Genomic DNA, 20,167 nt, shown 5'->3' with positions numbered 1-20,167 from the left:
ATCTCAGATCTGCCATTTTAATCTCAAAATCTAATTACATAATTCATGAAGCGTGTATTAATAACCGGAGCGGCAGGTTTTTTAGGGTCGCATCTTTGTGAGCGATTTTTAAAAGAGGGGATGTATGTTATCGCAATGGACAACCTGATCACAGGCGACCTGCGCAACATTGAACATCTGATGCCTAATCCAAATTTCGAGTTTAATCATCACGACGTTACCAAATACGTGCATATTCCCGGAGATTTGGATTATATCCTGCATTTCGCCTCTCCGGCCAGCCCGATTGATTATTTGAAAATTCCTATCCAGACCCTGAAAGTGGGTGCCATGGGAACGCATAATTTATTGGGACTTGCGCTTGCAAAAAAAGCACGTTTTATCATCGCTTCCACTTCTGAAGTGTACGGGGATCCTTTGGTTCACCCGCAGACAGAAGAATATTGGGGCCACGTAAACCCGATCGGGCCAAGAGGCTGCTACGATGAGGCGAAACGTTATCAGGAAGCGATCACCATGGCTTACCACCGTTATCATGAGGTTGAAACACGTATTGTTCGTATTTTTAACACCTACGGCCCGAGAATGCGATTGAATGACGGACGTGTATTGCCTGCATTTATCGGACAGGCGCTTCGCGGTGAAGATATCACAATCTTTGGTGATGGCTCTCAAACACGTGCATTCTGCTATGTGGATGACCTGGTTGAAGGAATTTACCGTTTGTTGCTGAGCGATTATTCATTGCCAGTTAACATCGGAAACCCGGGTGAGATTACAATTAAAGAATTTGCAGAAGAGATTATCGCTTTGACGGGCACAGACCAGAAAGTGGTTTATAAAGACCTTCCACAGGATGATCCGAAACAACGTCAGCCTGATATTACCAAAGCAAAAGAAATTCTTGGCTGGGAGCCGAAAGTATCCCGCGCAGAAGGTCTGAAAATCACTTACGATTATTTCCGCAGCCTACCTAAGGAAAGATTGTATGAAGAGTCAAACCACCGCGGTTTCGAGAGCTTTAAAAAAGAAGACGAGAAAATATAATTTAGGATTTAGCTGTTAGCGATTAGCAAAAAATCCCGCAGAAATTACTTCTGCGGGATTTTTTGCTAACAGCAAAAGGCCAACCGCTGGATTAAACTTCCATAATCTCTTTTTCCTTGGCAGCAAGAATTTGCTCCACTTTTGAAACAAAGCTATTGGTAAGCTGCTGAACACGGTCCTCACTAAGTTTTACCAAATCTTCTGCAACGCCTTCTTTCGTTAATTTACGAAGCGCATTGTTCGCATCCTGACGAATGTTACGGATATTGATTTTGGCTGTCTCAACCTCGTTTTTCGCACGTTTTGCAAGCTCACGGCGGCGTTCTTCGTTAAGTGGCGGAACGGAAATACGGATCATTTCCCCGTCATTAGAAGGAGCGAAACCTAAATTTCCGTTACGGATCGCTTTCTCAATGTCATTAATAATTTTTCTTTCAAACGGCTTAATGGCAATAGTCCTGGCATCCGGGGTGTTGATCGTCGCGACGTTGGACAAAGGGGTCATTGTGCCGTAATAATCAATCTGGAGGCCGTCCAGCATTTGAGGAGATGCCTTGCCGGCGCGTATTTTTCCCAGTTCAATAATAAGGTGTTTGATGGCACCTTCCATGGTGTCTTTGGCGTCGTCCAGATATAATTCTATTTCTTCCATGATTTACTTGGTGGTATTGTTTTTCTATTAATTCGATATCAAAGTCCCAACTTCTCCACCCATCACCAGGTCATAAAGATTACCAGGTTTGTTCATATCAAAAACGATGATCGGGACATTGTTTTCTTTACAAAGTGTGAATGCGGTCAGGTCCATGATCTTAAGATTTTTGGACAATGCTTCATCGAAAGTAAGCTGCGTATACTTGGTCGCCGAAGGATCTTTTTCAGGATCGGCCGTATAAACGCCGTCTACACGGGTACCTTTTAATACAACTTCCGATTCGGACTCAATCGCGCGAAGACCGGCTGTGGTGTCGGTTGTGAAGTAAGGGTTTCCTGTACCGGCACCAAAGATGACGATACGGCCTTTTTCCAGGTGACGTACGGCCCGGCGACGGATCAATGGCTCGCAAACCTGCTCCATTTTAATCGCTGACATGAGCCGTGTACGCATGCCGTGTTTTTCAAGAGAACTCTGAATGGCCATCCCGTTAATAACAGTAGCTAACATGCCCATATGGTCGCCTTGAACTCTGTCAATACCGGATTTTTCCACCGACGCTCCCCGGAAAATATTTCCTCCTCCAATAACGATTGCTATTTGTACACCTGCATCCGCAATTTTTCTGATCTCACTTGAATAGCTGTCCAGAATATTAAAGTCGATTACTTGTGTTTTATCTCCACCGTTGAGTGCTTCTCCGCTAAGTTTGAGAAGGATACGTTTGTATTTTGGTTGGGGCATGATTTGTTTGTTGGTGTTTTATTTTGTAAAAATAAGCGTAGGTAGTTCAGATTACCAAGGAATTTATTGAAACTCTATCAATACCTGGTTTTTTTCTACAATCTCGCCCGGTGTAACTTTTACGGTTTTCACAATACCGCTGCCGGCAGACTTTATAATATTTTCCATCTTCATCGCAACCAAAACCAGTAAGGTGTCTCCCTTTTCCACTTCCTGGCCCGGTGTTACCGCAACAGACTGGATAAGTCCGGGCATGGGTGCTTTAAGATTGTTGATTTTTTTTGTGGCTGTTGCCTGCATACCAAGCCCTTCCAGCAACAGATCAAACTGATCTTTTGCAGAGGTTTCATAAGGCTGCCCGTTGATCAGCAATTTGAAAGTTTTGTCGGCGATATTGGATTCCTCCACTTCCACAGTGAAAGAACGGTTTTGCCAAAGTACGTGAAAGAGGCTGTCATTCAGCTTTACAATGTCTCCGTCAAAAATATCTGTACCGATCAGCCACTGATTTTCCTTCTGGGTTATTTCAAAAGATTCATCCTGCGTCGCGTCGCCGCTTTTATCACCTACTTTAATTTTTAACATAAGGCTTCGCTGTATTCCAGTACGACTTCATTGAGTATTTCATCCAGTTCTTCAAAAGTCATACCCTCTACCAGGCGCATACGGAAAGGTTTGAAATGTTCCAGTCCCTTAAAATAATTGGTATAATGACGTCTCATTTCGAAAACGCCCGCGATTGGTCCTTTCCAGCGAATGGAAAATTCGAGATGGCGGCGGCAAACGGCCACACGCTCAGCCAGGGTAGGAGGAGCAAGTTTTTCGCCTGTTTTTACAAAATGCTTAATCTCATTAAAAATCCACGGATTGCCGATGGTCGCCCGGCCGATCATGATCCCGTCGACGCCAAAGCGGTTTTTATACTCCAGTGCCTTTTCAGGACTGTCCACATCGCCGTTTCCAAAAATAGGAATCGTGATGCGCGGATTATCCTTTATTCTGGAGATCAGGGTCCAGTCTGCTTCACCCTTATACATTTGTACGCGCGTTCTTCCATGTACCGAAAGTGCCTGAATACCGATATCCTGCAATCTTTCTGCAACTTCCTGAACATTTTTCGTGCTTTCATCCCATCCCAGCCTTGTTTTTACCGTTACCGGCAAATGCGTGGATTTAATGACGGATTCGGTCATGCGTACCATTTTAGGGATATCCTGTAACAAGGCAGCACCGGCACCGCGGCAAGCTACATTTTTTACCGGACATCCATAATTAATATCGATCAGGTCCGGATTTACTTTCGAAGCAATTTCTGCGCAGGATCCCATCGTTTCAACATCGCTGCCAAAAAGCTGGATGCCCACGGGTCTTTCATATTCAAAAATGTCCAGTTTCTGCACACTTTTTGCTGCATCACGAATTAATCCTTCCGAAGAAATAAATTCCGTGTACATCAAATCCGCACCGTTTTCCTTGCATACAGCCCTAAAGGGCGGGTCGCTCACATCCTCCATCGGAGCAAGCAGCAGCGGGAAATCGCTCAGTTCTATTTTACCTATTTTTACCATTTATGATGTGTCAGGATATGCCTGGGGACAGAATTTATCAAGGTTTCAACGACCTTTTCTTATCCATCAACAGTCCCCCGATATTTTTAAATTCATAATTAGCTGTAAATTTACACCAATTATGCAAAAAAGTTATTCAAATTTGGTACATACACGAGTGCCCGGTACATTGGGAGGTTTGTTGGTCTTGGTTGGTTTCGTGCTTATTGGAATGGCTGTGGGTAATGTGTTGGCAGTTCTCATCCTTGCCTTGATAACTGGTTCTGATGCAGATAGTATCACGGGTTTGATGACAGAATTGTTTATTCATCCTGAAAATATTCCCAACGGATGGATCGCCATGATGGTTTTGCAGGGTATAGTACACTTTTTTTCTTATCTGCTGCCTTCGCTGCTGTATTGGTTTTATATGGAGCGTAAGGATTTGCAGGATTTTAATTTCAGGAAAAAGCCTGCCCCGATCACCTGGTTTCTTGCGGCGATTGTCGTTCTGGTTTTTATTCCGATCAACAGCCAGTTTATTACGTGGAATTCCAACATGGTATTTCCCGAATCCTGGTCGTGGCTGGAAACGTGGATGCGTGACAAGGAGGACCAGAATGCGATGCTGACAAAGTTTATGACCAATTATCAGGAGATTGGCCAGTTGCTCGTTGCACTGACTGTTGTGGTGCTTCTTCCTGCTTTAGGTGAGGAGGTGTTGTTTCGTGGCATTATACAACGTAAACTTGCACAACATTGGGCCAATGTACATATTGCAATTTGGGTTTCGGCTGCGATTTTCAGTGCTATTCACTTTCAATTCTACGGATTTTTGCCACGGATGATACTCGGGGCGTTGTTCGGATATTTGTATTATTGGTCTGGGAGGTTATCAGTGGCGATACTGGCACATTTTGTCAACAACGGATTCGTATTGGTGATGATGTTTTTGTACAACACCAAAGTGCTGAAAGTAAACATCGAGGAAATCAAAACCATGCCGTTGACAACAATTCTAGTATCGATTGTCTTGACGACAGCGATTTTATTCGAGATTAGAAAAACAGGGCTGAAGCAGAAAACTTTGGCTTAGAAAATTATAAATAACAATTAAAAACACTCAGCATAGCAAAGTCACAGGACTTGCACAGAGTAACATCTATGGACGAAAATTGGGGAAAGGTATATCATACCAGGCAGATGATTCGGGCGGAAATAGCCAGAGAAATATTGGAACAAAATGGAATTGCAGCTGTCATTGTAAATAAACAGGATAGTAGCTATCCAATTTTTGGTATGTGCGAAGTGCACGTTCCTATGACAGATCTTGTTCGGGCTCAAACCATTTTATCTAATGAAGAATCCCTTGCAGAATCTGAGTAATTTACAACAGCGCACCATCACCGGACTCATAGGATTCGTCATCATTCTTGGGTGTATACTTTACAGCGAATGGAGCTTTTTACTGCTTTTTTGCACGATCAGTTCTTTAACGCAGCTGGAATTCTATAAGCTTTTAGGCCTGGACGGAAATCAGCCACTGACTTATTATGGCACGTTCTGTGGCACAGTTATGATGTTATTGGCGTATCTGATAGAACAGGATCTGGTTTCTTTTGAAAACTATTTCATTATCAGTCCTTTATTGTCGATGATCTTTTTTATCAAGCTTTATAAAAAGAATGATTTAAAACCATTTACGAATATTGGCTTTACTTTTTTGGGGATAATTTACGTGGCGCTGCCTTTTTCATTAATCATCGTGATGGCCATGCGCGGCGGGATTTATAACTATGAGATCGTACTGGGCAGTTTGCTTTTGCTTTGGGCTTCGGATATCGGTGGATATTTTGCGGGAACAAAATTTGGTAAACGTAAACTCTTTGAACGTATCTCCCCAAAAAAATCCTGGGAAGGTGCGATGGGCAGTGCATTATTTGCTGCGTTGGTCGCTTTTGTCCTCGGGCATTATTTCCGTACATTCGAACCCTGGAAGTGGTATTGCATAGGCGCTATCATTGTGGTCGTTGGTACTTATGGAGACCTGGTTGAGTCATTGTTCAAACGCAGTATTGCCATTAAGGATTCGGGGAATAGTATCCCGGGGCATGGCGGGTTTTTGGATCGTTTTGATGGATTACTGCTTTCGGCACCTTTTATCGTGACATTCCTTAAATTGTTTTCGTAACAAACGGATTAAATCTTTATTCGGGCAATGCATCCAAGGTTCAACCGTTTTTGAATAATAGGAATACTTTTTTACATAGTATTGAGAAAATTTTAGCATATATTAAAGTCGACTTTAATCAACTATAACCCTTACAGTGCCTGAAAATGAGGATGCCGGTACTGAATAACGACCTGTAAAGAATGAAAAAAGGATTTTTAATATATTTTGTAATACTTGCAAGCGTACTATGTGGGCAGAAAGTTTTTGCACAGGGTGAGCAGAAGGCGATTATCTTTAACGGGGTTGTTGTGGGCGGAAAAAGTACCGACAGATTGCCGGGGGCCTATATCTTTATCCCCAAAGCAGGAAAAGGGACGCTGGCAGACAGCAGAGGTGATTTTCACATCCCGGTTTTTCCCGGCGATAGTATCATATTCAGCTATGTAGGGTATAAAAAGCAGTACCATGTCATTCCCCGCAATTATAATGCGGATACGTATTCGGCAATTGTAGCGATGCAGGAGGATGTGACCATGCTTTCCGAGGTGAAAATTTATCCATGGAAAACCGAAGAAGAGTTTAAAAAGGCTTTTTTGGCGCTAAAATTACCGGATCAGGCCGATCGTGATGCCCTGGCGCGCAGTACCGATCCTGACTATATCAACCGTATGGCGGCTCAGGTGCCTAACAACGCGCAGACCAATTATCGTTATACCATTGATCAGCAACTTTTTGGCCGGGAATCAGCGGTGGGAAAAGGATTTGCCACGACATTTCCATTCCTGAACCCTTTCGCCTGGGCAAACTTTATCAAATCTGTTAAAAATGGTGATCTTAAACAGAAAGAATGGAGGAAAGAACTGAACCAGGCGCCCCGTGAAAGTATAACGAGACAAGACATTCTGAGGAAAAACGAAGAGTTTGAGAATCCTAAGAAGGACGAAAAATAACGTTGAAATGTTAAAAAAAGTAAAAAATCAGCTCCTCTGGGCTGATTTTTTTTGTTCTTTATTTCTAAAATGAAGCAATTTTTTGCAGGAATAAATTAGCGGGTTGTTTTTAATGCCAATCGTTCACCGTCGAAAACGGCATAAGCCTGTCGGGAATGCTTGGTCACCCATTCCCCTAAATTGATGTACCGGCTGCGTTCATTGACGGCCAGATCCAGCATCAGGTGACGGTGTCCGAATACATAATAATCGTGATGTTGCTCCTTTTCCACTTCCTTGCAATAGATCAGGAGCCATTCGTGATCATCACCCATGAATTGTTCCTCGCCTTTATTAATATTGGCAATGCGGCTTCGTTTTGACCACTCAGAAGCGATCCACATGCCCACATCCGGATGTACAATTCTGAATACCCACTGGAAGAAAGAATTTTCGAAAATGCGTTTTAAGATTTTGTATACCTTATCACCGGGCCCCAATCCATCGCCGTGCCCCACAAGAATTGATTTTTTTAAACCTGTACTGCTTGTAATTTCAAAATTTACAGGATTACGATAAATCGTCGCGCCGATTTCATCTTTGAGATAACCGAACATCCACATATCATGATTGCCGGTAAAGAGGATTAGTTCAATGCCCCGATCGGAAAGTGCTGCCAGTTTTCCCAGAAGCCTCGTAAATCCTTTCGGAATGACGTGCCCGTATTCAAACCAGAAATCGAAAATATCCCCCACCAAAAAAATGATCTGGGCATCATGTTCGATGGTTTCCAGCCATTTTACAATCAGTCTTTCGCGGTCTCTGCTTTTTTCAGCCGAGGGAACGCCAAGATGGAAATCTGAGGAAAAATAAACACGCCGACCTTCGCGTAGTGTGACTGACTTGGTTTCGAAATTGAAATTCATGCGATGTATACAAATGCGCCGCAATTTACAATCTTCCGCGTAAATGACACGCCTGTATGTCTGTGAATATGTGTTTGCCGGTAACTCAGTTGATGTAGTATTCAAGGAAGTTATTTTGTAATTTTATATAAGACGGATTCAAGGATCAATCACTTAATTTGCTGACAGTCATGTATAAAAAAATATCGATTTTGATTGTTTTAACGTGCTTTTCATGGGTGTCGAAAGCGCAGATTCGTATCAATGACCCCGGAAAAGTTGCGGAAAGGCAGGCGGAGAATCGTGCAAACCGGAAGGTTGACCAGGCTGTGGATAAGGGTTTTGATAAAATGGAAGAAGGTATCGGCAACCTCTTTAAGAAGAAAGACAAGAAAACAAAAGAAGAGCAACCGGCGGATAAGGGTGAAAAACAAAGTAACGGCAGTAACGAAAGTGCCGATGCAGCAGGTGAAAACACGGCCGTCAAAGCGGGGAAACCTACATTACAATCATACAGCAAATTCGATTTTATTCCGGGAGACAAAATTGTCGCCGTGGAAGATTTTTCGCAGGACGCCATAGGGGATTTTCCTGCGAAATGGAATACCAATTCATCGGGTGAGATCGTGACAATTGCCGGAACAGAAGGGAAATGGCTGATGTTGGGGCCCGAAGGCGTTTTTTATCCTGAATTTATCACGAAGCTTCCCGAAAATTTTACGCTAGAATTTAACCTGGCGACTACTTCCGAGTTTAGTTTTTATTCCGGCGCATTGCGCACGGTTATTGCCGAACTGGCGGATCCTGCTAAAAGTTTTTCGAATTGGAAATGGTATGATGGCAATAAAGCCAAGGGCCTGGAATTGGGCCTCCATCCTTATTCTGCGGGCGGGAAACAAGGTTCTGCTACTTTTGATATTTTTGAAAATCAGGCAGAATCGATCATGAAAAATGAAAAGGAGATTCCGGCATTTCACGTTCCCGAGCACAATGTTGTCAAAGTTTCGATTTGGAGACAAAAATCCAGGCTGAGATTGTATGTGGATGACTATAAAGTGTGGGATTTGCCAAGAGCTTTTAACCCCGTAACAAACTATAATTTCATCGCTTTCAGTAATCAGGGTTATCATAGAGAGGCAGACCGGTTTTTTGTTTCGAATCTTCGGCTCGCGGTGGGCGCACCTGATACCCGTAACAAACTAATCACAGAAGGGAAGTTTTCGACCAACGGGATATTGTTTGACGTAAATTCTGCGACAATAAAACCGGAGTCCTTTGGCGTACTGAAAGACATTGCGGCTGTGTTAACTGAAAATGCCTCGGTTAAGGTTAAAATTATCGGTCACACGGATGCTGATGGCGAGGACGGTAGCAATCTGGCCTTATCGAAAAAAAGGTCGGAATCTGTAAAAGAAGCGTTATCCAGGGATTTTGGCATTGACAAAACCCGGTTGGAAACAGATGGGAAAGGTGAAAGCGAACCGGTTTCTCCGAATACCTCTGCCGAAGGGAAGGCCAATAACCGCCGGGTTGAGTTTGTCAAATTATGAGCTGGTCATGGTTTTTCGACAGTCTCTTTTTAGCTTGCAGGCATTAATTATTTATGTTATGCTAAGAAAAATATCCAGTTATCTTTTCCTTGTTTTATTGGTCTCAGGAACCAATGTATTAATGGCTCAGGCTGCTAAAAAGCCGGTTTTACAAAGAGCTACGCAATGGAAACCTGAAAAAGGTCAGTATTATTTTACCCATGCGCTCACTTTCGAATACGAAAATAAATCGGATAAGAAGAAAGGTGAAATTGTTATTTACGTAGATCCGGTGACGGGAACGATGTGTTTCAAGCGTGAGGACAGTTATGGGCAAACCGGAAAAAACTTCGATTTTATCATCGCGTTCCAGGATGGAAAGTACATTTACTGCGGCGCTGATGAGGCGGGTAAAAAGATGAAAATTACCGAAAAGGTGGAAGAGGTAAAGCCGGATGCTGAAACAATTAAACAGCAGACAGAAGATTTTAATACCTATTGCATTCCAACAGGTAATAAACGAAAAGACTTTGGTTGGGAAAGTATCGAATACGAGCTGTCTTATGCCAGATCGGAAGAAAAAGATAAGTTGTGGCTGACCACGCCTCCCTTTGGTATTTATCCTTTGTACGGTTTTGAGCTGATTGAAAACGTAGCCAGTCTGCCTGTCTCGTTCGACTATACTTACATTTTCGGAAACCGCCAGTTGTTGACAGAAATGAATTCGAAGGATGCCGTGCTCAAACTGAAAAGTTATGAGCCTAATCCCTTTCTGGCCATTACCCGTGGATATCCAGAGGTAAAAGTGGGGGATTAGACTCGAAAATATCTATTGTAACGCTTCTCTTTCCGCCATTACTTCGGAAAGAGGGCGTAAATTTGCAGGAATTTCAACTTCTTCCTCTTCCGCCGTGTAAGGGAATACATCCAGAATAGGCGTTAGGTTCATGTCCGTCGTTTCGTAAGGAATCAGCATGGTGCGCAGGCTTTCTGTAATTCGCTGCAAAGCCTGATCAATTCCATCGGCGTTTACCAGCATATAGTTCACGACTTTTTTCTCTTTGCCGCTTTTTTCGTCCACAGAGAAATAAACCACTTTGGCTTTAAACCACTTTTCTCCGTCTTCATAAGAAAACAAATCGGCCAGACGCATTTTCGAAATCGCCATGACACTGAAATCACTGGCGCCGGTGACGATCTGCTTGTAAAGCCTTGCTTCCGACTCGGTGTAGGAAATGGCATCGACAAGATATGTTTCATTAATTGTTTTAAGACTCCCTGCTTCGTCTTCCTTTTGGTAACGTATTTTTCCTAAATACCAGCTTGCCATTGTAGTTTGTTTTTGAATTAAAGTGGTTGTAAAAGTCTGCAAAGGTAGGTGCTGGAAGTAAGGCTTGCAACAAGATTTTTATCAAAAAGGATTATGGTTTGTTATCCGTCCGACGGTAGAAAAACCGTCGGACGGAATCGCCCGTCTGATGGCTTTTTCGCCATCAGACGGGTAACAAAAAATATTTAGGCTAAATAGTTTCGGATCAAAGCCCGCTCATTTCCTGTTTAGAAACCAGAGAACCAGTAAATAAGGCCTTTCGCAAAAAAGTAATAACAAAAGAATAATGCTGAACAGGTATGCACGTTGTAGTAGCTACTGTTTATCTTGCAAGAAATTTTTAACACACGATGAAAAAACAAATTTGGGTTATTGCGATTTTGGCTTCGGTTGGGTTATTTACGAGCTGTGGTGTAAGTCGTCAGGTTTCGGAAGCGAAAGCGTTCGGTGATTGTAAATATAAAATTGCCTCGGCCGACAGCATTTATCTGGCCGGTATTGATGTCAGTGAGTTCAGGAATATTAAAAGCATCAGTGATCTGGATCTGGCCAGATATCCCCGGTTAGGGCTTGCGTTCCTGCGTAAAGATGTACCGCTTGATTTACGTGTAAATCTGGATATCAAGAATCCTACCCGTAAAAAGGCGGCTATTAATCAGTTGGAATATAAAGTTTTGTTGACCAACAGCGAGATTTTTAACGGTTTTTTGAATGAAAAAATTGAGGTTTATCCGGGCAGCGGCAGTACACGCGTTCCTGTCAAACTGAGCGCCAATGTGTATAAGTTGTTAACAAATGACGCTACACGCGACGAGTTTATCAACATGGTATTGGCTTTGTCGGGAAAATCAGGTTCAAAACCGACTAAATTCACGGTGAAAGTTAAACCAACGCTGGATCTTGCCGGAAAGCAGATCAATTATCCGGGTTATCTTACTTTCGATCAGGAAATTACTACGGATATGATTTTAGGTATCAACAAATAAATATTAACGGAAAAAATCAGCATGCAAATCCTCACTTATAACCTCAACGGAATCCGCGCAGCCTTGAAAAATGGCTTGCTGGAATGGTTAAAGGATAAATCTTTTGATGTACTATGTTTTCAGGAAGTGAAGGCGACACCGGATGTGGTGGATTTGTCAGGATTTTCGGAGCTGGGTTATGAGCTGATCGGTTGGCATGCTGCCGAAAAAAAAGGATATAGCGGTGTAGCCATTTTTTCTAAAATCAAGCCAGATCTTGTTTCGGTTGGTCTGGACCTCCCGGTTTATGACACTGAGGGCAGGATTCTCCGCGCTGATTTTGGAAATATCACTTTGTTGAATTGTTATTTCCCTTCGGGAACGAGCGGAGAAATGCGTCAGGGCGTAAAAATGAGCTTCCTGGAAGACTTCAATAACTGGGTAAATACACTCCGTATCGAACGCCCCAACCTGATTATTTGTGGAGACTATAACATTGCGCACACCGAGATTGATATCCACGACCCGAAAGGAAACAAAAAGTCTTCAGGTTTTTTACCGGAAGAAAGAGAATGGATGACAAAATGGTTTGGAAGCGGTTATACGGATGCTTTCAGGTTTAAAAATCCGGCGTTACAGGAATATTCCTGGTGGACATACCGGTCAGGCGCAAGAGCCAATAACAAAGGCTGGCGTATCGACTACATTTCCGTTGCCGATACACTTAAAGACAGAATCGTGGGCAGCAGGCAATTTAATGATGCCGTCCATTCGGATCACTGCCCGGTTTGGCTGGAAATTGAATAGGGTAACAAATCCGAATCATATCTGTTATCCGCTTACTGAACTAATCGCATATAGCTAATTGCCAACAGCTAGTTATCAATAAATATTTTGTATTTTTGATAGAGACGGAAAATAAAAATAAGTTATGAATATCTCCATGCCTGTAACTTTGAAAATGGGAGAACTGATGAGTGATGAAGATTTCTTTCAGTTTTGCCAGATGAACGACACATTAGAGTTCGAAAGAGACTCGCATGGAAATATTATACTTATGTCACCAATAGGTTCTTTTACTGGTAATTTTAATTCTCAGGTCTTAGGAAAATTATTCATTTGGAATGAAAATTCGGGTTTAGGGGAAATATTTGATTCTTCAACGGGCTTTACATTGCCGAATGGCGCAGTTCGGTCTCCTGATGTTTCATGGATTGAAAAAGAGAAATGGAATTTTTTAACAGACAAAGAGAAAGAAATGTTCGCGCCGATCTGTCCAGACTTCGTTGTGGAAATTCGGTCAAAGTCGGATGATATTAAGTATCTTTTGAAAAAGATGGAGGAGTATATTGTAAACGGAGCCAGGCTGGCTTGGCTGATAGACCGTTTCGATCATATGGTTTATATTTATAAAGCAGATAAATCCATCGTAACTCTAGATTCTCTAAAAGTAAAACTGTCAGGAGAGTCTGTACTTCCCGGATTCGTCCTCGATCTGGAATCAATTATTAAATAAAATTTGGGCTTCTCATTGTCCATAATCAGCATACCTTTGTTTCGCTATTTCTTAATTTACAAACCTTTTGGAATGCTTTCACAATTCAGTCGTGAAGGCGATCATACTACTTTGGCTGATCTTGATTTTAGTTTTCCAAAAGATATCTATCCCGTTGGCAGGCTGGATGCTGACAGCGAAGGACTGCTTTTGCTGACCAATGACAACTACCTCAAAACAAAATTGCTTGAACCCCGAAACCGGCATAAGCGAACTTACTATGTGCAGGTGGAAGGGGAAATTACTAAGGAGGCGTGTCACCAGCTGGCAGAGGGTGTGAAAATTTCGATCAATGGGAAATCATATCAGACTTTGTCCGCATCAGCTTCCCAATTGAACGAACCTACACTTCCGGAGCGAAATCCACCCATCCGTTTTCGTAAAAATATTCCCACTTCCTGGCTATCGGTGACATTGCATGAAGGTAAAAACCGGCAGGTTCGGCGCATGACGGCAGCTGTGGGATTTCCAACCTTGCGTCTTGTGCGCTGGGCGATTGGAAAAATTAATCTCGCTGATTTTAACGCCGAAGGAGCTAAACCGGGGGACGTATGGGAAGTTACAGAAAAGGAAGTCAGGCAGCTTACACTTTGACTCCGGATCTTACTTGATAAAACAACTATTTGGACTTGCCAAACCGGATAGAAGGGTTAATTTTGTAGTTATCCTGTTTTCAAAATCATCATTAGTTGGCAAAGGAACAAAAAGAAACTCCGCTTAATAAACAGTATAATCAGATAAAGGCCAAGTACCCCGGTGCATTGCTGCTGTTTCGGGTTGGCGATTTTTACGAAACATTCGGAGAAGACGCTATTCGCGCATCCAAGATTCTTGGTATTGTACTTACACGCCGTAATAATGGCGGATCGCATGAGGAGCTGGCTGGTTTTCCGCACCATTCACTGGATAACTATCTTCCAAAATTGGTTCGTGCCGGAGAACGCGTCGCGATTTGCGACCAGCTGGAAGATCCTTCTCAGGCAAAGGGTATTGTAAAACGTGGCGTTACAGAGCTGGTAACCCCTGGCGTTTCCATGAATGACAATGTCCTGGACACGCGGAGGAACAATTATCTGGCGGCGGTCCATGTCGGTGCCGATGATTCATACGGTATTGCCTTTCTTGATATTTCGACCGGAGAGTTCATGACTTCTCAGGGCAATGCGGCTTATGTCGACAAAATGCTTCAGGGTTTTACACCGTCTGAGGTTCTTTTTTGTAAAAAACACAAGCAGGAATTTAATCAGCTTTTTGGAGGCAAATTTCATACGTTTCAGCTTGAAGACTGGTGTTTTGGTTATGACTACGGTTACGAACAGCTGACAACGCATTTCAATACCACCACGCTAAAAGGTTTTGGTATTGAAAACCTGCGCCTGGGAATCGTCGCTGCGGGTGTTATTTTGCACTATCTAAAAGAAACGGAACACCGGGAAGTAAGTCATATCAGCCGGGTTACACGGTTGGAAGAGGAAAAGTATGTCTGGCTAGACCGGTTTACGGTCCGTAACCTTGAGCTCGTTTTTCCACAGCAGGAAGGTGGCGTGCCCTTAATCCAGATTCTGGACCAAACGGTGACGCCGATGGGCGCGCGGTTATTGCGGCGTTGGGTCGTGTTGCCTTTAAAGGAAAAATTACCGATTGAGGAGCGATTGAATACCGTTGAGTTTTTTCTTCAGAATGATGAACTTCACGAATCAATCTCGCAACATCTTAAACAGATCGGCGACCTTGAACGGTTGATTTCAAAAGTAGCGGTTCGCAGGATCAGTCCGCGCGAAATGGTACAGTTGAAAAAATCGCTGAAACAGATCGGACCTATCAAGGAAATTTTGGGTAAGATTTCTTCGACGGACAGCAGTTATGCGGTTTTGAACAAATATGCTGATCAGCTTAATCTGTGTACGTTTTTAGTTGACAAAATTGAAAACCAATTAAGAGAAGATGCGCCGTTGCTGATTAACCAGGGCGGTATGATCAAAAGCGGTATTGACGCCGAACTGGACGAACTGCATGCGATTTCCCGTGAAGGAAAGGGGTTTTTGTTAAAACTGCAAAATGAGGAAATGGAGCGCACCGGTATTCCTTCACTCAAAATTGCCTATAACCGGGTTTTTGGATATTATCTGGAAGTTACCAATTCGCATAAAAACAAGGTTCCTGAGGAATGGATCCGTAAGCAGACACTTGTAAACTGTGAGCGTTACATAACGCCTGAACTGAAAGAATACGAAGAGAAAATTCTGAATGCAGAGGATAAGATCTCTGCAATCGAATTCCGTATTTTCTCAGAACTTATCCTGACGGCAGCTGAATATGTTGGTACGATCCAGCAAAACGCGGTAGTTATTTCTACTCTGGATGCGCTGGGTTCTTTCGCAACCACGGCACGGAAAAATAATTATGTCAAGCCGGTTATCAACGATGGCAAGATACTGGATATCAAGGACGGTCGTCATGCCGTTATTGAACAGCAGTTGCCTTTGGGAGAAAGTTATGTCCCCAACGACGTTTTTCTTGACAATGAAACCCAGCAGATCATTATCATTACCGGGCCCAACATGGCTGGTAAGTCTGCCCTGTTGCGTCAAACGGCGCTAATCGTGCTCATGGCGCAAATGGGAAGTTATGTGCCCGCCAGCGCTGCCACACTGGGTATTGTTGACAAAATATTTACAAGGGTAGGGGCGAGTGATAACCTGAGCAGGGGAGAAAGTACGTTTATGGTCGAAATGACCGAAACGGCCAGTATTCTCAACAATTTAAGTGACAGAAGTCTGGTTTTGATGGATGAAATTGGCCGTGGTACGAGCACGTATGACGGTGTTTCGATAGCCTGGGCGATCACGGAATATCTGCACAATCAGCCTTCGTTAAAGCCTAAAACGCTTTTTGCTACGCATTATCATGAATTAAATCAGCTTGCTGACGACTTCCCGCGCATCAAAAATTTTAATGTTGCCGTAAAGGAAGTTGACAATAAAGTGATATTTCTGCGCAAACTGAAACCGGGCGGCAGTGCACACAGTTTTGGTATCCATGTGGCGCAAATCGCGGGGATGCCTCAGCCGATCGTCTTGCGCGCAAGCGAAATTATGCACCATCTGGAAAAGGATCATGTCGCAGAAAAGCACAATAAAAAGGTGAAGGAAATGCCTAAGAATAACTTTCAACTGAGCATTTTTGAGCCCGCCGATCCGAGACTTGAACAACTAAAGGAAAGTCTGTCGATCCTGGATGTGAACACCTTGTCGCCGATTGAAGCACTTTTGAAACTAAACGAGTTTCAGAAGATGGTTCAAAAAAAATAATAAACCTGCAGTGCTAACTGCACCTTTTTGTATTAATAACTCCTAATCTTTTTTATGAAAAATCTGACGCGTTATCAGTTAATGGCCATGATGTTTCTCCTTTATTTTATATGGGGATCGTGGTATGGCCAAATGAGTAAGTACATGTTTAGTGAGCTGCATGCCACGGGCGTACAGGTGGGTAGTGCGTATGCGGCATTTTCAATCGCGATGATTATTGCACCGTTTTTTGTGGGTTTAATTGCGGACAGGTACTTCGCTGCTCAGAAGGTTTTGGGCATTTTAAGTTTGGCCGGTGCCGTGTTGTTATACGTCCTTACAGGTGTTAAGGATGCAGATACCTTCTTTTGGGTGATTCTGGCCTATTGTATCACTTTTGCGCCAACCATGGCATTGACGACTTCCATTGCGATGTCTCACGTAAAGGATTCGGAAAAAGATTTTCCAACCATTCGGGTAATGGGAACGGTTGCATGGATTGTGGTTTCCAATATTATCGGTTATTATGGCTTGGGTAACAGCGTAAGGATTTTTGAAATTTCGATGATTACCGCCGCTATTTTGGGCGTTTATTCTTTTTTCCTTCCCAACACGCCTCCGAAGCCAAGTACGAATACTTCTTTCTCTGCGATTCTAGGTCTGGATGCTTTTAAGCTTTTTAAAGACCGTTCTTTCGCTATTTTCTTTATTTCGTCGTTGCTGATCTGTATTCCTTTGTCATTTTATTATGCGATGGCCAACCCGTCTCTTACGGATTCCGGAATGACCAATGTTGAGAACAAAATGTCACTTGGGCAGGCTTCCGAGGTTGTGTTTATGTTGCTTATCCCGCTGGCGTTCTCTCGTTTGGGCGTGAAATGGATGCTTATTGTGGGACTTATTGCCTGGATTGTCCGTTTTGTGGGCTTTGGTTACGGCGATGCTTCAAGCGAATGGTTATTGTATATGGCAATCGTTTTACACGGTGTTTGTTATGATTTCTTTTTTGTTACCGGACAAATTTATACGGATAGCAAAGCAGGAGATAAATATCGTTCATCCGCACAAGGTTTGATTGCCATCGCAACGTACGGTATCGGTATGGGTATTGGTTCCTGGATTGCCGGTATCGTGGCAGATATGTATACCGTAGAGGGCATAAAAAACTGGACAAGCATCTGGATGGTACCAGCGGGTATAGCCGGGGTAGTTCTTGTATTGTTTATACTTTTCTTCCAGGATAACAAAGTTAAAGCGGAGGCGTAAAAGGAATATTGATGTTCCGGAAGTTTATTTCATTTTTGGGAATACCGCTCCGGATTTAAGCAAAAGTAAAAAGACAGAGAGGTCGCAAAGTTGATTTGCGGCTTCTCTGTTTTTTATAGGAACGATATCATAAATTGTTCGTTGGACGTAATCTAATCGTCGTTTTTTTGTCAGACATAGTCTGTTTCGCGGGGGATATAGTCTCCCGACCACCTCTAACATCATCCAATCTCTAAGGATAGATATTATGTTGCTTTGCCTGACGGCGTAGCCGTACCCTGTTGATAGCCAGTTTATATGTTTAAATTTCCCGACTTCATCGGAGTCTCCGATCCTTTACGAGTGGCAGTTTAAAAATATTCAGGACGCGCCTACGGAGCGAAAATTTACATTAGACTCATTTTGCTATAAACAGGATGCTCCTACGGAGCGGGATTTTGAGTAGCAATGTTGGGTATAACTTGTTTTGCAAGGGGAGTCTCCCGACCACATCTAACATCATCCAATGTTTCAGGACAGATATTAGTTTTGCCTGACGGCGTAGCCGTACCCTGTTTATAGCCAGTTTATATGTTTAAATTTCCCGACTCCATCGGAGTCTCCGATCCTTTACGAGTGGCAGTTTAAAAATATTCAGGACGCGCCTACAGAGCGGGGATACTCAGGTTAGACTCATTTTGCTATAAACAGGATGCTCCTGCGGAGCGAGGTTTTGAGTAGCAATGTTGGGTATAACTTGTTTTGCAAGGGGAGTCTCCCGACCACCTCTAACATCATCCAATGTTTCAGGACAGATATTAGTTTTGCCTGACGACGTAGCCGTACCCTGTTATAGCCAGGTTTATGTTTATATTTCCCGACTCCATCGGAGTCTCCGATCCTTTACGAGTGGCAGTTTAAAAATATTCAGGACGCGCCTACGGAGCGGGGATACTCAGGTTAGACTCATTTTGCTATAAACAGGATGCTCCTGCGGAGCGAGGTTTTGAGTAGCAATGTTGGGTATAACTTGTTTTGCAAGGGGAGTCTCCCGACCACCTCTAACATCATCCAATGTTTCAGGACAGATATTAGTTTTGCCTGACGACGTAGCCGTACCCTGTTATAGCCAGGTTTATGTTTATATTTCCCGACTCCATCGGAGTCTCCGATCCTTTACGAGTGGCAGTTTAAAAATATTCAGGACGCGCCTACGGAGCGAAAATTTACATTAGACTCATTTTGCTATAAACAGGATGCTCCTACGGAGCGGGATTTTGAGTAGCAATGTTGGGTATAACTTGTTTTGCAAGGGGAGTCTCCCGACCACATCTAACATCATCCAATGTTTCAGGACAGATATTAGTTTTGCCTGACGGCGTAGCCGTACCCTGTTTATAACCAGTTTATATGTTTAAATTTCCCGACTCCATCGGAGTCTCCGATCCTTTACGAGTGGCAGTTTAAAAATATTCAGGACGCGCCTACGGAGCGAAGATATTCACATTAGACTCTTTTTGCTATAAACAGGATGCTCCTACGGAGCGGGATTTGGAGTAGCAATGTTGGTACAACTCGTTTTGGAGGGGGAGTCTCCAGGCTACGGCTAACAGCAGCAAATTCTATATTTTACTGAAAAGGCCACGAAGCTAACTCCATGGCCTTTTCCGTTATTAATTTATCTTTAAAGCATTAGCTATTTTCGAAAACTTCTCACCAATCATCTCGGTCTCTGGAATCACCTCTTTTGGATCCGCCGCCCTTTTTGTAGTCGCCATCTCGGCCGCCACGACCGTAGTCAGATTTTGGCTTGCCGCCGTAGCCGCTATTGCCTCCTCCGTAACCGCCACCGCTGTTTCCTCCTCCGCTATATCCGCCGCCGCTGTAACCACCACCGGCAGGTTTGTTTCTTCCAAAGCTGGAACTCCTGTCACCTCCGCCACTATTTGTTCTTGGCTGATCGCCGGGTGTTCTTTCTTTTTTCTGTGATTCGTTAACAACTAAAGGTCTACCGTACATTTCAACCCCGTTCAACTCACTTATGGCTAGTTTAGCCTGTTCCTCATCAGGCATTTCTACAAACCCAAATCCCTTGCTTTGACGTGTAATTTTGTCAATAATGATTTTTGCGGAGCTTACTTCACCAAATTTCTCAAAAGCTTCACGCAACTCGCTTTCCTTTAACTTAAAAGAAAGACTCCCAACAAAAATGTCCATAGAAATGCCTGTTTTTTTAATTTTGTTTTGTTCTGT

Annotated in this window: 20 protein-coding genes; 13 read left to right on the top strand and 7 right to left on the bottom strand. The window is 43.2% G+C overall.

What is annotated here, in order from left to right; all coding sequences use genetic code 11:
* Positions 1-45 precede the first annotated feature (45 nt).
* Positions 46-1,047: a UDP-glucuronic acid decarboxylase family protein gene (locus RB622_RS14105; RefSeq protein WP_254563162.1), complete on the top strand. Its 1,002-nt coding sequence runs from the start codon at positions 46-48 to the stop codon at positions 1,045-1,047.
* A 91-nt stretch (positions 1,048-1,138) separates the two neighbouring features.
* Here the strand turns inward: RB622_RS14105 and frr are convergent, their stop codons facing one another.
* The 4 genes from frr to dusB all read right to left on the bottom strand — a co-directional run bounded on the left by frr (position 1,139) and on the right by dusB (position 4,014).
* On the bottom strand, positions 1,139-1,699 hold the full coding sequence (gene frr / locus RB622_RS14100) for a ribosome recycling factor (RefSeq protein WP_308047207.1): 561 nt from the start codon (positions 1,697-1,699) through the stop codon (positions 1,139-1,141).
* A gap of 27 nt (positions 1,700-1,726) precedes the next feature.
* The gene (pyrH, locus tag RB622_RS14095; RefSeq protein WP_308047206.1) at positions 1,727-2,446 is read right to left on the bottom strand and encodes a UMP kinase; all 720 of its coding nucleotides are present in this window, start codon (positions 2,444-2,446) and stop codon (positions 1,727-1,729) included.
* A 63-nt stretch (positions 2,447-2,509) separates the two neighbouring features.
* The gene (locus tag RB622_RS14090; RefSeq protein WP_308047205.1) at positions 2,510-3,031 is read right to left on the bottom strand and encodes an acetyl-CoA carboxylase biotin carboxyl carrier protein subunit; all 522 of its coding nucleotides are present in this window, start codon (positions 3,029-3,031) and stop codon (positions 2,510-2,512) included.
* Positions 3,025-4,014, bottom strand: a complete 990-nt coding sequence (dusB, locus tag RB622_RS14085; RefSeq protein ID WP_308047204.1) for a tRNA dihydrouridine synthase DusB — start codon at positions 4,012-4,014, stop codon at positions 3,025-3,027. Before dusB ends, RB622_RS14090 begins: the two co-directional genes overlap by 7 nt.
* A gap of 142 nt (positions 4,015-4,156) precedes the next feature.
* Here dusB and RB622_RS14080 point away from each other — a divergent pair, with 142 nt between their 5' ends.
* The 4 genes from RB622_RS14080 to RB622_RS14065 all read left to right on the top strand — a co-directional run bounded on the left by RB622_RS14080 (position 4,157) and on the right by RB622_RS14065 (position 7,116).
* The gene (locus tag RB622_RS14080; RefSeq protein WP_308047203.1) at positions 4,157-5,089 is read left to right on the top strand and encodes a CPBP family intramembrane glutamic endopeptidase; all 933 of its coding nucleotides are present in this window, start codon (positions 4,157-4,159) and stop codon (positions 5,087-5,089) included.
* Between the two features lie 68 nt (positions 5,090-5,157).
* On the top strand, positions 5,158-5,379 hold the full coding sequence (locus RB622_RS14075) for a DUF2007 domain-containing protein (protein ID WP_308047202.1): 222 nt from the start codon (positions 5,158-5,160) through the stop codon (positions 5,377-5,379).
* On the top strand, positions 5,351-6,184 hold the full coding sequence (locus RB622_RS14070) for a phosphatidate cytidylyltransferase (protein ID WP_308047201.1): 834 nt from the start codon (positions 5,351-5,353) through the stop codon (positions 6,182-6,184). The genes RB622_RS14075 and RB622_RS14070 overlap by 29 nt, the downstream gene beginning before the upstream one ends.
* A 182-nt stretch (positions 6,185-6,366) precedes the next feature.
* Positions 6,367-7,116 (top strand): carboxypeptidase-like regulatory domain-containing protein, encoded by a 750-nt coding sequence (locus RB622_RS14065; RefSeq protein WP_308047200.1) that lies wholly within the window; start codon positions 6,367-6,369, stop codon positions 7,114-7,116.
* A gap of 95 nt (positions 7,117-7,211) precedes the next feature.
* On the opposite strand, the gene RB622_RS14060 is transcribed toward RB622_RS14065, so the two are convergent.
* A complete protein-coding gene (locus RB622_RS14060) occupies positions 7,212-8,021 on the bottom strand; it encodes a UDP-2,3-diacylglucosamine diphosphatase (RefSeq protein ID WP_308047199.1) in 810 nt (269 codons plus the stop codon).
* 170 nt (positions 8,022-8,191) lie between these two features.
* On the opposite strand from RB622_RS14060, the gene RB622_RS14055 reads away from it, so the two are divergent.
* Complete coding sequence (locus tag RB622_RS14055) at positions 8,192-9,550, top strand: OmpA family protein (RefSeq protein ID WP_308047198.1); 1,359 nt, start codon at positions 8,192-8,194, stop codon at positions 9,548-9,550.
* A gap of 58 nt (positions 9,551-9,608) precedes the next feature.
* On the top strand, positions 9,609-10,346 hold the full coding sequence (locus RB622_RS14050; protein ID WP_308047197.1) for a hypothetical protein: 738 nt from the start codon (positions 9,609-9,611) through the stop codon (positions 10,344-10,346).
* Between the two features lie 12 nt (positions 10,347-10,358).
* On the opposite strand, the gene RB622_RS14045 is transcribed toward RB622_RS14050, so the two are convergent.
* Complete coding sequence (locus RB622_RS14045; protein WP_308047196.1) at positions 10,359-10,859, bottom strand: DUF4494 domain-containing protein; 501 nt, start codon at positions 10,857-10,859, stop codon at positions 10,359-10,361.
* A 350-nt stretch (positions 10,860-11,209) separates the two neighbouring features.
* On the opposite strand from RB622_RS14045, the gene RB622_RS14040 reads away from it, so the two are divergent.
* The 6 genes from RB622_RS14040 (at position 11,210) to RB622_RS14015 (ending at position 17,935) form a co-directional block, all read left to right on the top strand.
* The gene (locus RB622_RS14040; RefSeq protein ID WP_308047195.1) at positions 11,210-11,845 is read left to right on the top strand and encodes a hypothetical protein; all 636 of its coding nucleotides are present in this window, start codon (positions 11,210-11,212) and stop codon (positions 11,843-11,845) included.
* A 21-nt stretch (positions 11,846-11,866) separates the two neighbouring features.
* Positions 11,867-12,631 carry an exodeoxyribonuclease III gene (locus tag RB622_RS14035; RefSeq protein ID WP_308047194.1) on the top strand — a complete coding sequence of 255 codons (765 nt, stop codon included), beginning with the start codon at positions 11,867-11,869 and terminating at the stop codon, positions 12,629-12,631.
* Positions 12,632-12,755: 124 nt separating this feature from the next.
* A complete protein-coding gene (locus RB622_RS14030) occupies positions 12,756-13,340 on the top strand; it encodes a Uma2 family endonuclease (protein WP_308047193.1) in 585 nt (194 codons plus the stop codon).
* 72 nt (positions 13,341-13,412) lie between these two features.
* Entirely contained in the window at positions 13,413-13,973 is a 561-nt protein-coding gene (locus RB622_RS14025) for a pseudouridine synthase (protein WP_409021447.1), read from the top strand.
* 95 nt (positions 13,974-14,068) lie between these two features.
* Positions 14,069-16,690: a DNA mismatch repair protein MutS gene (gene mutS, locus RB622_RS14020; protein ID WP_308047191.1), complete on the top strand. Its 2,622-nt coding sequence runs from the start codon at positions 14,069-14,071 to the stop codon at positions 16,688-16,690.
* 54 nt (positions 16,691-16,744) lie between these two features.
* The gene (locus RB622_RS14015; protein WP_308047190.1) at positions 16,745-17,935 is read left to right on the top strand and encodes a nucleoside permease; all 1,191 of its coding nucleotides are present in this window, start codon (positions 16,745-16,747) and stop codon (positions 17,933-17,935) included.
* 1,692 nt (positions 17,936-19,627) lie between these two features.
* Here the strand turns inward: RB622_RS14015 and RB622_RS14010 are convergent.
* On the bottom strand, positions 19,628-20,131 hold the full coding sequence (locus tag RB622_RS14010) for an RNA-binding protein (RefSeq protein WP_308047189.1): 504 nt from the start codon (positions 20,129-20,131) through the stop codon (positions 19,628-19,630).
* Between the last annotated feature and the right edge of the window lie 36 nt (positions 20,132-20,167).

It is taken from the genome of Dyadobacter sp. LHD-138, assembly GCF_030929615.1.
In the GTDB taxonomy this organism is placed as follows: Bacteria; Bacteroidota; Bacteroidia; order Cytophagales; family Spirosomataceae; genus Dyadobacter.
Note: the sequence above shows the minus strand (reverse complement) of the source record. Positions and strands in the feature narration are given on the sequence as shown.